At 59.2% G+C, this 13934-nt stretch carries 15 protein-coding genes; 2 read left to right on the forward strand and 13 right to left on the reverse strand.

Going from position 1 to position 13934, the window contains the following annotated elements; all coding sequences use genetic code 11:
• Nucleotides 1-38: 38 nt before the first annotated feature.
• From BN77_RS05610 to BN77_RS05620, 3 genes are all read right to left on the reverse strand, one after another.
• Nucleotides 39-1319: an imelysin family protein gene (locus tag BN77_RS05610; RefSeq protein ID WP_007529367.1), complete on the reverse strand. Its 1281-nt coding sequence runs from the start codon at nucleotides 1317-1319 to the stop codon at nucleotides 39-41.
• Between the two features lie 129 nt (nucleotides 1320-1448).
• On the reverse strand, nucleotides 1449-2738 hold the full coding sequence (locus BN77_RS05615) for an RsmB/NOP family class I SAM-dependent RNA methyltransferase (protein WP_007529368.1): 1290 nt from the start codon (nucleotides 2736-2738) through the stop codon (nucleotides 1449-1451).
• Between the two features lie 153 nt (nucleotides 2739-2891).
• The gene (locus BN77_RS05620) at nucleotides 2892-3254 is read right to left on the reverse strand and encodes a septal ring lytic transglycosylase RlpA family protein (protein ID WP_028745348.1); all 363 of its coding nucleotides are present in this window, start codon (nucleotides 3252-3254) and stop codon (nucleotides 2892-2894) included.
• Between the two features lie 601 nt (nucleotides 3255-3855).
• Here BN77_RS05620 and BN77_RS05625 point away from each other — a divergent pair.
• The gene (locus BN77_RS05625) at nucleotides 3856-5070 is read left to right on the forward strand and encodes an MFS transporter (protein ID WP_007529370.1); all 1215 of its coding nucleotides are present in this window, start codon (nucleotides 3856-3858) and stop codon (nucleotides 5068-5070) included.
• 6 nt (nucleotides 5071-5076) lie between these two features.
• Here BN77_RS05625 and BN77_RS05630 read toward each other — a convergent pair whose 3' ends face one another.
• The 3 genes from BN77_RS05630 to BN77_RS05640 are packed head-to-tail and all read right to left on the reverse strand — an operon-like array spanning nucleotide 5077 to nucleotide 7802.
• Nucleotides 5077-5949, reverse strand: coding sequence for an SDR family oxidoreductase (locus tag BN77_RS05630; protein ID WP_040676785.1), 873 nt, complete (start codon nucleotides 5947-5949; stop codon nucleotides 5077-5079).
• Nucleotides 5949-7097, reverse strand: coding sequence for a tRNA epoxyqueuosine(34) reductase QueG (queG, locus tag BN77_RS05635; protein ID WP_007529372.1), 1149 nt, complete (start codon nucleotides 7095-7097; stop codon nucleotides 5949-5951). The genes BN77_RS05630 and queG overlap by 1 nt, the downstream gene beginning before the upstream one ends.
• 12 nt (nucleotides 7098-7109) lie before the next feature.
• A complete protein-coding gene (locus BN77_RS05640; protein WP_007529373.1) occupies nucleotides 7110-7802 on the reverse strand; it encodes a glutathione S-transferase family protein in 693 nt (230 codons plus the stop codon).
• Nucleotides 7803-8052: 250 nt separating this feature from the next.
• On the opposite strand from BN77_RS05640, the gene BN77_RS05645 reads away from it, so the two are divergent.
• Nucleotides 8053-8850 (forward strand): undecaprenyl-diphosphate phosphatase, encoded by a 798-nt coding sequence (locus BN77_RS05645; protein WP_007529374.1) that lies wholly within the window; start codon nucleotides 8053-8055, stop codon nucleotides 8848-8850.
• A 109-nt stretch (nucleotides 8851-8959) separates the two neighbouring features.
• Here BN77_RS05645 and BN77_RS34065 read toward each other — a convergent pair whose 3' ends face one another.
• The 7 genes from BN77_RS34065 to dnaN all read right to left on the reverse strand — a co-directional run bounded on the left by BN77_RS34065 (nucleotide 8960) and on the right by dnaN (nucleotide 13922).
• On the reverse strand, nucleotides 8960-9112 hold the full coding sequence (locus BN77_RS34065; RefSeq protein WP_028745343.1) for a hypothetical protein: 153 nt from the start codon (nucleotides 9110-9112) through the stop codon (nucleotides 8960-8962).
• A 284-nt stretch (nucleotides 9113-9396) separates the two neighbouring features.
• The gene (locus BN77_RS05655) at nucleotides 9397-10377 is read right to left on the reverse strand and encodes a complex I NDUFA9 subunit family protein (RefSeq protein WP_007529376.1); all 981 of its coding nucleotides are present in this window, start codon (nucleotides 10375-10377) and stop codon (nucleotides 9397-9399) included.
• Between the two features lie 112 nt (nucleotides 10378-10489).
• Nucleotides 10490-10777, reverse strand: coding sequence for a DUF1330 domain-containing protein (locus tag BN77_RS05660; RefSeq protein ID WP_007529377.1), 288 nt, complete (start codon nucleotides 10775-10777; stop codon nucleotides 10490-10492).
• Nucleotides 10778-10794: 17 nt separating this feature from the next.
• Nucleotides 10795-11493: an orotidine-5'-phosphate decarboxylase gene (gene pyrF, locus BN77_RS05665; protein WP_007529378.1), complete on the reverse strand. Its 699-nt coding sequence runs from the start codon at nucleotides 11491-11493 to the stop codon at nucleotides 10795-10797.
• Between the two features lies 1 nt (nucleotide 11494).
• A complete protein-coding gene (locus BN77_RS05670) occupies nucleotides 11495-12082 on the reverse strand; it encodes a histidine phosphatase family protein (RefSeq protein WP_007529379.1) in 588 nt (195 codons plus the stop codon).
• Between the two features lie 5 nt (nucleotides 12083-12087).
• Nucleotides 12088-12681 carry a phospholipid N-methyltransferase PmtA gene (pmtA, locus tag BN77_RS05675; protein ID WP_007529380.1) on the reverse strand — a complete coding sequence of 198 codons (594 nt, stop codon included), beginning with the start codon at nucleotides 12679-12681 and terminating at the stop codon, nucleotides 12088-12090.
• 122 nt (nucleotides 12682-12803) lie between these two features.
• Nucleotides 12804-13922, reverse strand: coding sequence for a DNA polymerase III subunit beta (gene dnaN / locus BN77_RS05680; protein WP_007529381.1), 1119 nt, complete (start codon nucleotides 13920-13922; stop codon nucleotides 12804-12806).
• Nucleotides 13923-13934: the final 12 nt, after the last annotated feature.

The raw sequence follows: 13934 nt of genomic DNA on the forward strand, positions 1-13934 counted from the left end.
CGGGCCGCTCCGTTGAAGGAAGCGGCCCGCCTTTTCACTTATTGGAAGACGGCGCTAGGATTATCTAAGCTGTCGGAACCTTCAAGCTTCACCGTGCCGAGATCGAGTGCGGCAATAACACGCTGCACGGTCTTGGTCTGGTCGATGAGGCCATCAATGGCAGCCTGAACGACGGCATTGCCCTTCTTGTTGCCTTCGCCGATCATCTGGTCGTACTTCTCGACATTCTGACCGCGCTTCGCCATGACTTGCATCGCGTCGAGCGTCTTCTTCAGCTTCGCCTGCATTTCCTTGTCTAGCTTCTTGTCCTTGGCTGCGACGAGATCATGCAGCGACGGACCCGTCATTTTCGTGCCGTCGACGCGGGTATAATCGCCGCTATAAGCAGCAGCGATGCCGATCGCGTCGTTGAGGTGCGAGTTGTAGGTGTTGTCGGAGAAGCAATCATGCTCTTCTTCCGGATCATGCAGCAGCAGGCCGAGCTTCATGCGTTCGCCTGCCAGTTCGCCGTAGGAGAGCGAGCCCATGCCGGTCAAGATGGCCACGAGACCAGCCTTTGCATCGGCTTCGACGTGCTTGGTGGCTTCGCCATCGGGAGCCCAGTTGCTGGTCATTTCCTGAAGGTCGGAAACCAGCAGCGTCGAAGCAGACTTCAAATACTCGGCCCGGCGATCGCAATTGCCGTGCGTGCAATTCTTCAGGTCGTAGTCGGTGGCGGGACGATTGCCGGCACCGGGACCGGTACCGTTCAGATCCTGGCCCCAGAGCAGGAATTCGATGGCATGATAGCCTGTCGCGACGTTAGCTTCGACGCCGCCGGCTTCAGCCAGCGTGCCGGAGAGGAATTCGGGCGTCAGCTTGGACGCGTCGACATCCTTGCCGTCGATCTTGATCGTTTTGTTGGCGATGACATTGGCGACGTAGAGCGAGTTTTCGTCGCTCTCGGTGCCGTAGGACGGATCGACGTAATCAATCAGGCCCTCGTCGAGCGGCCAGGCATTGACCTTGCCTTCCCAATCGTCGACGATCGGGTTGCCGAACCGGTAAACTTCCGTCTGCTGGTAAGGCACCCGTGCCTTGATCCACGCAGCGCGAGCCGCTTTCAGCGTCTCATCGGTCGGGTTTTCGAGCAGGGCGTCGATGGCTGCGTCGAGAGCCTTGGCCGTTGTCAGCGAGTCTTCGTACTTCGCATGCGCAACATCGGTGTAATGCTTGACGACTGCGGCAGCATCCGGTGCCGCGCAGGCGGGCATGGCGAGCAGAGCGGTTGGGGCCACCGTCAGCGCCACGGCTGCGCAGAAATTCTTGTTGAGTTTCATGATCCTCTCCTGTGCGGAGCTCCGTCTGAGATCCGGCGGAAAATCTCTTCGCGCAAAAGTAAACTTGTGTCAAACACTCTAGTTTGGAATGATTTTAAGAGTTCTCGCCGCCATTGCCTTAGCGAATGCTCAGCCCTTCCTCTGCATGCGACAGAAGAAGAAGCCGTCCGTATCGGTGGAAGCGGGTGTCAGCGTGATCGTCTTGCCGTCGGAGGAACGAGGGCGTGGGCTGTCCTTTCCGAAGAGACCATCCCAGGCAGGCAGGGCGCCGACAATCTCGTAGTCGGCATTTTCGGTGGTGAAGCGCCGGACCTGTTCCTCATTTTCCTGCGGAAGCACCGAGCAGGTGACATAGATCAATTCCCCGCCCGGTCGTACAAAGGCGCTCGCCTGCCTGAGCGCATCCTGCTGCTGAGCGGTGCGCTCGTCCAGATTCTTTGCGGTCAGCCGCCATTTTGTATCAGGCCGCCGCCGCCAGGTTCCGGTTCCCGTGCAAGGCGCGTCGACGAGCACCTTGTCGCAGCGGCCGCTGAGGCCGTTCAGAGCCTTCGCGTCGTCATGGACCTGCACATTGCGGGTTCCGGCACGCTTCAAGCGCTCGATGATCGGGGCGAGACGTTTGCGATCCGCGTCGAAGGCGTGGACCTGACCTTTGTTATGCATGGCCGCCGACATGGCGAGCGTCTTGCCTCCACCGCCCGCGCAATAGTCGAGCACCTGTTCGCCGTCCTTTGGGAGCACGAGATCGGCGACGATCTGCGATCCCTCGTCCTGTACTTCGAACCAGCCTTTATGGAACGAAAGTTCAGCTGTCACGTTTGGAAGCCTTGAGGCGCCTTCGCCGGCAGGAATCCGGATGCCATAACGGGCGATCGCGGCCTCTTGTGCGCCGGCTCTCTCAAGCGCCTTGACCGTCTTGTCGCGCGTGGCCTTGAGGATGTTGGCGCGCAGATCGAGTGTAGGACGCCCGGCAAGGGCATGTGCCTCGGCAAGCCAGCTGTCGCCGAAGGCACTTTCAAAGGAGGATTGGACCCACTCGGGGATGTCGCCCTGAATATGAGCCGGAGCGTCGGCCAGGTGACGGCTGCTGAACGCGGAGAGTTGCGCTTCCGAGAGCGGGACAGGTGCGAACTTGTCGTCGGAAAGCTCGGCGGCGAGCGTGTCTGGTGTGAAGCCCCATTGCCGGAACATCACAGCGTAAGCGATGGAGGAAGCGCTGTCGTCGTCCATCAGCCAAGTGTGAGACAGTCGCATGCGCAGCGCGTCGTAAACGATGTTGCCGATCGCGGCGCGGTCGCCTGAACCGGCAAACCGATGTGCGAGGCCCCAGTCCTTCAGTGCATCGGCGACAGGCCGTCTGCGGGTATCGATATCTGCAAGAACCGAAATCGCCCCTTCGAGCCGTCCGCCCAACCGCATTCAAACAGCTCCCATCGCTTGGATCAAAATACCGGGCTTGTGAACAATCCGCAGGAAGCGCGACAGAGGCAGCGGATGGTACACAAGTCTGAACCGCGTCGTAAACGCGATTGGCGGCAAGAGCAAGCGACCCATTCGAGTACGGGAGAACGCTTAGCCTATGACTTCGTAGCAGACCTTTGCCGTGCCGGTGCCAACCATACCAATGTTCTGGGCGGCAGCGCGGGAGAGATCGAGCACGCGACCGCGAATGAACGGGCCACGATCGTTGACGCGAACGACGACACTGCGGCCGTTGTTGCGGTTGGTAACTTTCAGCTTCGTGCCAAATGCCAGTGAACGATGTGCTGCAGTATTGATGGCCGGGTTCATACGTTCCCCGGAAGCGGTTTTGGAGCGAAGTGCGTACCATGAAGCACCACCACAACCATTTGCAGCAAATCCTTCAACGGGAAGGATGGTAGAGCAGGCGGCAATAGTTGTTGCGGCGATAACAGAACGGCAGATTTTCTTCAAAACGGATTGTCCCTCAACTGTTGAACTCACGCCTTGTGGGCGGTGAAGGGGTTGAATCCGGCCAAGTGTGGCGAAAAAGTGCCCCCCATTATCACGGAATATTACAGAATGTAATATTTGTGATAGATAGATGTGCGGCGACAAGCGCCCTAAAAATCAGGGAAATGGAAAAAAAGATAATGAAATCAAGTAAAATTCGAACGTTTTTTGCAAGGGCGTGTCCACGCAACTCAAGATCACAAAATTAACGAAAATAATTTTGCGTGATTGCCATAATTAGTGCCTCATTTGAGCAAATTTAGGGGCCATTAACCATAAACCGGTACTAAATTTGTGCGGCAAGCAACCGAGGTAGAATTTTTCTGCTGATTTGCCGATTTGCTCGTTGCAGGACTTAGCAACCTAAGGACGCAAATTTTGCAACCCGTTGCTGTTCGGCAAGCTGGGCTCCGACGCGCAAAGTGATGCTGACCGCCCCGCCATCGTATAAAAATCTGCAGGCTGTCGAAAACGAGAGACCTCGGTCGTCTTTACGTTGCAAGGCCGCCAGGCGCTAGCTGCGGTGCGCCTCGTTTAATTTTTGCAGGGAGGCTGCGAAGTTATGAGTATACACTATCGTTGGATTATTGTGGCCGCCGGCGCATTGATGACCTGCGTTGCGCTTGGCGCGATGTTCTCGCTGGCGATTTTCCAGGAGCCCATCGCAATCGAAACCGGCTGGTCGCACGCGGGTATCGCGAGTGCGATGACACTGAATTTTATTGTCATGGGGGTTGGTGGTTTCCTTTGGGGCACCGCAAGCGATCGCTTCGGTCCGCGCATTGTCGTTTTGATCGGCGCTGGCGGCCTTGGCCTGGCGCTTGTCTTGGCAAGCCGCGCGGAGTCGCTCCTGCAATTTCAGTTGACTTACGGCATTCTGGTCGGACTTGCTGCCAGCACCTTTTTTGCACCGATGATCGCGACGACAACCGGTTGGTTCGAGGAGAACCGCAGCCTTGCCGTCTCGTTGGTGTCGGCCGGCATGGGTGTCGCACCGATGACGATCTCGCCCTTCGCACGCTGGCTGATTTCCGCCTACGATTGGCGAACCGCGATGCTGCTGATTGGCGTCACCGCTTGGGTGCTGCTGATACCGACAGCCGTGCTCGTTCGTCGTCCGCCTGCGGAAGCAGGCGCCGCTGCCGCCGCCCTCATGCCGAACGGCGAGCAACCCATGCTCTCGCAGGTGTTCCGCTCCCCGCAATTCATCGTGCTCGGGCTGACATTCGCTGCCTGTTGTGCCGCGCATTCAGGCCCGATCTTTCACATGGTCAGCTACGCCACGTTCTGCGGCATTGCACCTATGGCTGCCGTCAGTATCTACAGCGTCGAGGGGCTCGCGGGGCTGGGCGGACGGCTACTCTACGGCGGGCTTGCAGACAGGATCGGCGTGAAGCCCGTCCTTGTGGCCGGCCTGCTTGTCCAGGCGATTGCGCTGGCAACGTACCTCTTCGTCAGCCGGCTCGGTGAATTTTATGTTTTGGCAATCATCTTCGGGAGCGCCTATGGCGGCGTTATGCCGCTCTATGCCGTGCTTGCGCGGGAATACTTCGGCCCTCGCATCATCGGCACTGTGTTCGGCGCGGCGACCATGCTCTCCAGTCTCGGTATGGCATTCGGTCCACTGATCGGCGGCTGGATCTTTGACACGTTCCATAACTACTCGTGGCTCTTCATCGGATCCGCGCTGGTCGGGCTTGGAGCGGCGGCGATCGCGCTGGCTTTCCCACCGTTCTCACGGGCAAAGACTGAACCGGCTCTCAGCATCTCGGCCTGAGGCACGCTATCCTCGCCAGCTGTTACTCCGCATCAGCTGGGCAAGGGAGGCGGGATAATCCGGGAAAGCCAATGTGAAGCCCGCCGCCTTCAATTTGGCGTTGGACACCCGCTTGTTCTCGCCGTAAAAGGACCGCGCCATGGGCGAGAGCTCGGCAGTCTCGAAAGGCTGCTCCGGCGGGGCCTCGACGCCTAGAAGGCGCGCAGCCTCGACAATGACGTCCTGCGGTGGGCCGGGCAGGTCGTCTGTGACGTTGTAGATGCCGCCGAGCCCGTGCGCGGCAAGGAATTGCGTGGCCGCGCCGATATCCTCGACCCGGATCCGATTGAAAACCTGATCTTTCTTTATCAGCCGTCGTGCGGTGCCACGTTCCAGATTGCAAAAGGCATTGCGGCCCGGGCCGTAGATACCGGACAGTCGGAGAACCGCTGCCGGGATACCGACCTCCCTACCGATCGCCATCCAGCCATCTTCCGCTTCCAATCGCTCCTTCGACCGGCCGGACACCGGCGTGCAAGGAGTGTCTTCAGTGACCCAGTTTCCCTTATGATCGCCATAGACGCCGACAGTCGAGAGATAGCCGATCCACTGAAGCTTGGGCATCGTTTCGCGCAAGCGACCTCGCGTTAATCCGATCAGTGGATCGCCGTTTTCCCGCGGCGCAATGGATTGAACGAGATGCGTCGTATCGCGCATTGCTGCGCGCAAGTCGTTCCCTAAGGTTTCGCCGTCGAAAAGGAACGCGTTAATGCCCTGGGCGCAAAGGGCGGCTGCCTTGTCGTGCGTCCGCGTGGTCCCGGTTACGCGCACGCCATCAGCTATGAAGGCCTTGGCGATTGCCTTCCCCGAATAGCCGCAGCCGAAAATCGTCACTTCCATCACACCGCTCCTGCTAGCCGCCATTCGTTGAGGACATCGCTGTCCGACTCGTCTGGCCTTTGTGCCGCAAAGGCAGAAAATTCACCAGCCTCCAGAAGGCGCGACAGCGCCCAAACTGCCATGCCCCGCACGACGGGCGATGGGTCCCGCGTCAGGGCGTGACATTTCTCGACAAATCGGCGCTCGCCCGAATTTCCGGCGGCGATAAGCACATTGCGGATAAAACGGTCGCGGCCGATGCGTTTGACCGGCGAGCCGCTGAAGAAAGTGCGAAAGGCAGCATCGTCGAGGCCGAGCAAATACTCGATCGTCGGCTCCTTGAGATCCTCGCGAGCACGCAGCTTCATTTCGGATGCTTCGTGGGCAAACTTGTTCCATGGGCAGGCGGCGAGGCAGTCGTCGCAGCCGTAGATCCGATTGCCGATTAAGGGACGCAAGGTGGGATCGATCGGGCCCTTGTGCTCGATGGTCAGGTAAGAAATGCAGCGCCTTGCGTCGATCTGGTAGGGGCCAGGAAAGGCATCGGTCGGGCAGATGTCGAGACAGGCGCGGCAGGAGCCGCAGTGGTCGACTTCGGGATTATCGATATTCAGGTTCGCGGTCGTGAACATCGAGCCGAGGAAAAGCCAGGAACCAAGCTCGCGGCTGACGAGGTTCGTGTGCTTGCCCTGCCAGCCGAGGCCGGCGGCGGCGGCGAGCGGCTTCTCCATCACCGGAGCGGTATCGACGAAGACCTTCACATCCGCCCCGGCACGCGCGGCAAAGCGCGTCGCGATCTCCTTGAGCCGGCCCTTGATGACGTCATGATAGTCGCGATTGCGCGCATAGACGGAGATCGCCGCCTTGTCGGGCTTTTTCAGAATGTCGCGCGGATCCTCGTCAGGTCCGTAATTGAGGCCGAAGACGACGATCGACCGGACATCGCTCCAGAGCGTGCGCGGATCGCCGCGCCTGTCGCGGGTTTCCGCCATCCACTCCATCGTGCCATGCCGCCCGGCGTCGATGAATTCACCAAGCCGCTGCTTGGCCTCGGGGATGGCGTCGGGTCGCGTGATGCGACAGAGGTCGAATCCGAGAGCCTTCGCCTGCGAGCGAATGTAGGCGGTGAGGGTGTCGCGGCGTTTCAGTTCCTTGTTTTCTGTGGCCATCCAAGGCCCTCGTCAGAAATCCAGATCGGCGTAGTGCGAAACCGGTGTCAGACCGCGCACGCGTTCGGTAAGCAGTGGCCGGAACGATGGGCGCGACTTCAAGCGCTGATACCACTCTTTGACAACAGAAGCCTCCGACCAGTCGATCTCGCCGAGATAATCGAGAATGGAAACGGCAGATGCTGCAGCCAGATCGGCATAGCTCATGCGGTCACCCGCCAGCCATTGGCGCGAGCCTGCGAGCCATGTGAGATACTTCATGTGCTGTCGGATATTCGCCCGCGCCGTTCGAAGGATCTTCGAGTCGGGCGCGCCGCCTCCCTGGTCAGCCGTCATCTGCAGCTTGTAGACACGCTCGCGGGCGAGCGGCTTGGTCACGTCGGTTTCCATCTTCTGCATGAACCATTCGGTTAGGCGGCGGATTTCGGCGCGTTGGAACGGATCTTCAGCTAGCAACCGGCGATCACGCTTGAGCACGCCATGGGTTTCGTCGAGGTACTCGGAAATCACAGTGGCGCCGCACAGCGCCCGCATGCTGTCATCGACGTAGACCGGCAATGTTCCGGCCGGGTTGAGCGCGAGGAAGTCCCGGCGCTTCTCCCATGTCTGTTCCTCGATCAGGTCTGCCTGATAACCGTACTCCGTTAGGATCAGGCGAACGAAGCGTGATGCGGATGACATAGGGTGATGATAGAGCGTGGGCATCGATTCTCGGATTTTTTGAGGGGTGTGGCACGTTGAAAGAGCGCGATCATTTTAGCGCCCTAGTCATGACTCATTCGTTGAAGCTATAGGAGCTTGGCCCTTCCAATACAAGCGAGTCGGGTTGCGGACTGCCCGACAACGGACGTAGATCTGCCCGGTAACTATTTTTTAACTATCTCGCCCTGCCTTCGTCACTTCCAGAGGTCATAACCCAACCAACGCCCCCGACCAAACTCCACGGAGAGAATTCATGGAATATATGAACTCTATAATTCTAGGTATAATAGAGGGAATTACCGAGTTTCTGCCGATTTCGAGTACCGGCCACCTTATCATCGCGGAGCAGTGGCTCGGCCACCGCTCGGATATGTTCAACATCGTTATACAGGCCGGCGCGATCCTCGCCGTCACTATTATCTACCGGCACCGCCTGCTGGACCTGGTCCTCGGTTGGCGCGATCCGCGCAACCGATCCTATGCCGCCAAGCTGATTGTCGCGTTTCTCATTACGGCGGTCCTCGGACTTGTCGTCAAGAAGCTCGGATTCCAGCTACCTGAGACAGCGACGCCGATTGCCTGGGCGCTGATCATAGGCGGTGTCTGGATGATCTTTGCCGAATGGGCCGCGGCGCGCCGACCGCCCTACAAGGAGATCACCTGGCTCGTCGCCATCCTGGTGGGCATTGCCCAGGTGGTTGCCGGCGTCTTCCCGGGGACATCGCGATCAGGCGCCACGATTTTCGTCGCGATGTTGGCTGGTACCGGCGATCGTGCGGCAGCGACCGAGTTCGCTTTTCTGGTCGGTATCCCGACCATGTATGCAGCCAGCGCTTATGAACTGTTGAAGACCTTTAAGGATGGTGGAGCGGCAAACGAGGACTGGACAAGCCTCGGGATTGCCTTCGTCGTTTCGACGGTGGTCGCTTTTATCGCTGTGAAGTGGCTGCTTTCCTATATCCGCAGCAATCGCTTTACGATGTTTGCCATCTACCGCATCATTCTCGGCGGCATTCTGCTTGGCATGGCGGCGACTGGGGCGATTGCCTGAGACGCTTCCTGATTGCTGCATCCGCAACGACCGTGCATATGCGGCGCGCGGCTCAGCCTCTGATCGAACTGCGGATTAAAAAGGAACCGGCGCGAAAGCGCCGGTTTTCTTATCGGCCGATGGAGCCGGTCTCGCAGGGATCGATGCCGTAGGCCGGCGAACACTCACCCTTCACCGCTGCAACCGAACCGGGTGCAATGAAAGACCCTGCCAGAATAACCAGCGCCGCGCACGCAAACAGAAGCGCGATTGACCTACCCATCGAAGAAAGCCTTTCAAATGTCGTTAGAGCGCCGCCAAGGCGCTGAGTCCATTGGGAGACGCGCGGGGTGTGTAGTCAGTGGAATGGCAAATAGCAATAAATGTTCCTGCTAAATTTGGTGTTAATTCCGCTAATTTTTTCGTGCGGCTTTTATGCAACGAGTGCCTGCCGGACATGGAGAAAAAAGCATCCACAACTTGCGCGATTCCGGAAAACTCTTCCAAGAAAAATGCCGCCCGCGAATTCGCAAGCGGCACTGCTAATTAGACTTTAGGCCGTTGGCCTCAAGCGGCCTTGCCCGATCCGGTATATTGGCCCTGCGGACGATAGTGCACAAGATACGAGCCGATGACCGAGCTCACCAGAGTTGGGGTGACGCCAATGCCCTTCAAGGTGCGGCCTTCGGCTTCCGCTTCCTTGGAGACAATGTTGTCCTTCTTCAGAAGGCGTACCTGATCCGCGGTGATCGGCGGCGTGACGAATGGGACCAGCGAGGCAATATTGCCCATCAGCGAGGCAATGCTGAATGGAAGCGAGACCAGGCGATTCTTGCGCCGGGTTGCCTTGAGCATGATCTCGAGACATTCGCGGAACGTCAGCACTTCGGGTCCGCCAAGCTCATAGACTTCGCCTGCAGTCACCTTGCCCTCGACTGCCCTGGCGACGGCCTGGGCGACGTCGACGACATAAACTGGCTGGAACTTTGTCTTACCCCCACCGATCAACGGCAGGAAGGGCGACACGCGGGCCATGTCAGCAAATTTGTTGAAGAAGCTGTCCTCGGGACCGAAAACGACCGACGGGCGGAAGATGATGGCATCCGGCTTGATCGCATGGATCGCCGCCTCGGCGCGTCCCTTAGTTCGGGCATATCCCGAATCGGAATGCGCGTGCGCGCCGATCGCCGAGATATGGATCAGTTTTGCGCCAACGCTGCGGGCCGCCTCGGCGACGGCACGTGCACCGAACTCTTGGACTGCTTCGAAGGAATTCCGGCCGGCCTCGTGCAGGATGCCGACGCAATTGACGACAAAGTCTGCGCCTTCGACGGCGCGGTCGACCGAGTTGCGGTAGCGCAGGTTTGCCTGAACGAAAGATATCTGACCGACATTACCGATCGGCTGCAGGAAGCCGGCGAGGTCAGGACGGCGGACGGCAACGCGAATGCGGTAGCCGCGCTTTGCCAACGCACGGACGATATGCCTGCCGATGAAGCCGGACCCTCCGAACACGGTGACGAGTGGCGGCAGGTTGGCAAGTGTCATGGCAGGCTCCTCGAAAGGCTCAATTGTTGGGTCAATCTGATTTCGTCTTAGACCAATCGCGACGCGACGAAAAGGGCCATCGCGCCGCAGGTCTCATGGCCGAGAACTCGTCTCAGATGCCTTCGACAACGACCATTTCGGCGTCGGCTACTTCCTGGCGGATTTTCGCCGCGATCTGGTATTCAGGCGAATTGTAGCAATCGACGGCGTGCTGCATCGAAGGAAACTCGATCACCACGTTACGTGCCCGCGCCTTGCCTTCAAGCTCGGTGATCGCGCCGCCACGGGCGAGGAAGTTGGCGCCGTACTTTTCGAAGGCCGGCTTCGCCGCCGCAACATAATCCTTGTAACGCGCCGCATCGCGAACATCGACGCGCGCAATCCAATATCCCTTAGCCATCTTAGATGCTCCCTGACTCACTTTTGAAGGGTAGCCGACATCTCGGCGAGGATCGCCCGGGCCGCTTCCTTCGGATCGGCTGCCTTGACGATCGGACGGGCAACGACGAGGTGGCTGGAGCCGGCCAGAAGCGCGGCAGCCGGCGTCATCACGCGCTTCTGGTCGCCCTTGTCGGCACCGGCAGGGCGAATGCCCGGCGTGACAAGCGCCATTTCGGGGCCAATGATCTTGCGGACGGCCGAGGATTCCTCGGCGGAACACACAATGCCACCCATGCCGGCGAGGTGAGCCTGTTCGGCGCGGCGTAGCACCAGCGTATGCGGATCGTATTCGTAGCCGGCAGCGACCAGATCCTCCTCGTCCATCGACGTCAGCACTGTGACGCCGAGAAGGCGGAGATCGGAGCCCTTCGCGGCCTCAACCGCAGCCTTCATTGCCTTCGGATAGGCGTGTAGCGTCAGCATCGACATGCCCATCTTGACGATGTTTTCGACACCTGACGCGACGGTGTTGTCGATGTCGAGTAGCTTCATATCGAGGAAGACCTTCTTGCCACTCTTGGCAAGATCGCGCGCGAACTCCAGGCCGCCGGCAAAAGCGAGCTGATAGCCGATCTTGTAGAAAACGACGTCGTCGCCAAGCGTATCGACAATTTTTTCGGCTTCGCCAAGCGTTGGAACATCCAGCCCGACGATCAGTCGTTCGCGTGCATCCATCTCATATCCATCCCTGCCACTCTTCGATGGGCGTCCAGTCGCACGATAGGCGCTGATCCGCAAGGCTGAAACAATAGAGACTGCCGCCGCCGCCGGGCTGGTCGTGGTCGCGTCGGATGGAGCGCCCCTGCAAATGGCACTTCAGCAACGTGCCGACGCCCCCATGGCCCACGAAAGCAATAGGCGAGGTGGGATCATGCGACGCGAGAGTATCCGTGACGGCCGAGACAATTCGCCGTTGCGCGTCGATGGCGCGTTCCCAGCCCCTGAAGCTCTCTGCGGGATGCGCAAAGAACCAGTCGGCCGCCTTCTCGAACTCCGGCGGCTGCAGGAAACCGGTTGCTGAGCGGTCGTTCTCATGAGTGCCATCGACGATCTCGATGGTCAGCCCGGCCGCCGCGGCAAGGATCTCGGCGGTCTCGATCGCCTTCGTCTCGTCGCTGGAAATGATGCGCCGCAACTGCTTTACCCAGTCGCTGTCGGCCGCTTTGTGGGTGCGAGCGGTGCCGATCTCCGACAGCCCCCATTTCGATACGGGAACAGCCGGATCGATCTTGACCTGCGGATGGGTGATGTAGAGGCCGAACACAGGGTTTACCCGCGCCGGTAAACCCAAAGCTGCGCTGGCGGAATGTTCCGCACGATGAAGTCGAAGTGCTGGATGTGATAGCGATCAGGTCGCGCGATGATCGGCGAGACCGGGCCATAAGAGATCTGGACGACGGGGCGGCCAGCCGGCAGACGGTCGAGCAGGCTTTCGAGAAGCGCAATGCGGGCCTGCATCGGGAAGTTCAGCAGCGGGACGGCGGACACGACGGAATCGAACTTTTGATCCTTCAGGGCGCCGAGCGTCTTGTCGAGATTGAAGGCGTCGCCATTAATGAATTTCACGCCCGGATAGAGCCGAACCAGATGCTCGTAGAAATCCGTCGAATACTCGACGGCGACCAGATTTTCCGGCTTCACGCCTCGTCCGAGGATTGCCTTGGTGATCGCGCCGGTGCCAGGTCCGAGCTCGAGGACTGGCAATCCGGAGTGCAGATTGACGACGCTCGCCATCTTGCGCGCGGTAATGGAGGAGGTGGGAACAATCGAACCGACAGTCTTCGGCCCCTGCATCATCCCCTTGAAGAAGCGGATCTCTTCGTCAAACTTCTTGCCCAGCCGTTCCTTCAGGCGCAACGCCATTCCACCATCCTCCTAGAAATGCAGCATCAAAGCAGCCCGGTCTTTAATTGCAGTTAGTCGAGCCGAAAAACAAGGCCAGACGTCGCAATTGGCAACGTTTGTGCGACAAATGCGACGCGCGATTAGACGCGCATCGGCATTAGCACGTAAAGCGCGTCGTCGCCGGTCGTGTCGCGTATGAGCGTCGGCGAGCCGGCATCGGCAAGCAAGAAGATCGCCTCGTCGCCGGAAAGCTGTGCCGTAATGTCGAGCAGATATTTCGCATTGAAGCCGATTTCCATCGAGTCGGTATCATAGCCAACCGCAACTTCCTCGGTCGCGCTACCCGAATCCGGATTGTTGACTGTAAGCAGAAGCTGGCCATCGGAGATGGCGAGCTTGACTGCCCGACCGCGCTCGGAAGAGATCGTCGAGACGCGATCGACAGCTTGCGCAAACGTCGTGCAATCGACACGCATTTCCTTGTCGTTGTTGGCCGGAATAACGCGCTGGTAATCTGGGAAGGTGCCGTCGATTAGCTTCGAGGTCATGACAATCGAGCCGATGCTGAGACGGATCTTGGCGTCGGAAACTTCGACGGTTACGATCGCATCCGGCACATCGACAAGCTTCTGCAGTTCGCCAACGGTCTTGCGAGGTATGATGATGCCGGGCATGCCTTCTGAGCCGGACGGCGCATTCACGTCGGCGCGGGCGAGACGGTGGCCGTCAGTTGCGACGGCGCGGAGCTTCAGGTCGCCCTTGCTCTCGATGGTGTGGAAGAAAATACCGTTGAGGTAGTAACGGGTTTCCTCGGTCGAGATCGCGAACTGCGTGCGATCGATCAGCATCTTGAGGTCGGTCGCTTTCAGCTTGAAGGTATGGCTGAATGTGCCGGCGGTGAGATCCGGGAAGTCGGATTCCGGCAGGCACTGCAGCGAGAACTTCGAGCGGCCGGACTGAACCGTCATGGAGCCGCCATCGGTGCTGGTCGCAAGCAGGACTTCGGAGCCATCCGGTAGCTTGCGCACGATGTCGTAAAGAAGATGGGCGGGAACGGTCGTTGCACCGGCCTGTTCGACATTGGCTGGTGTCGCTTCGGTCACTTCGAGATCGAGATCGGTCGCCTTCATGTCCAGGTTCTGGCCCTCGGCGCGCAGCAGGATGTTAGACAGGATCGGGATCGTATTCCGGCGTTCGACCACGCGATGCACGTGGTTCAGCGACTTCAAAAGGTTGGACCGCTCAATTGTAATACGCATGGGATGCTACCG

Origin of the sequence: Rhizobium mesoamericanum STM3625 (assembly GCF_000312665.1) — a bacterium.
Taxonomy (GTDB): domain Bacteria; phylum Pseudomonadota; class Alphaproteobacteria; order Rhizobiales; family Rhizobiaceae; genus Rhizobium; species Rhizobium mesoamericanum.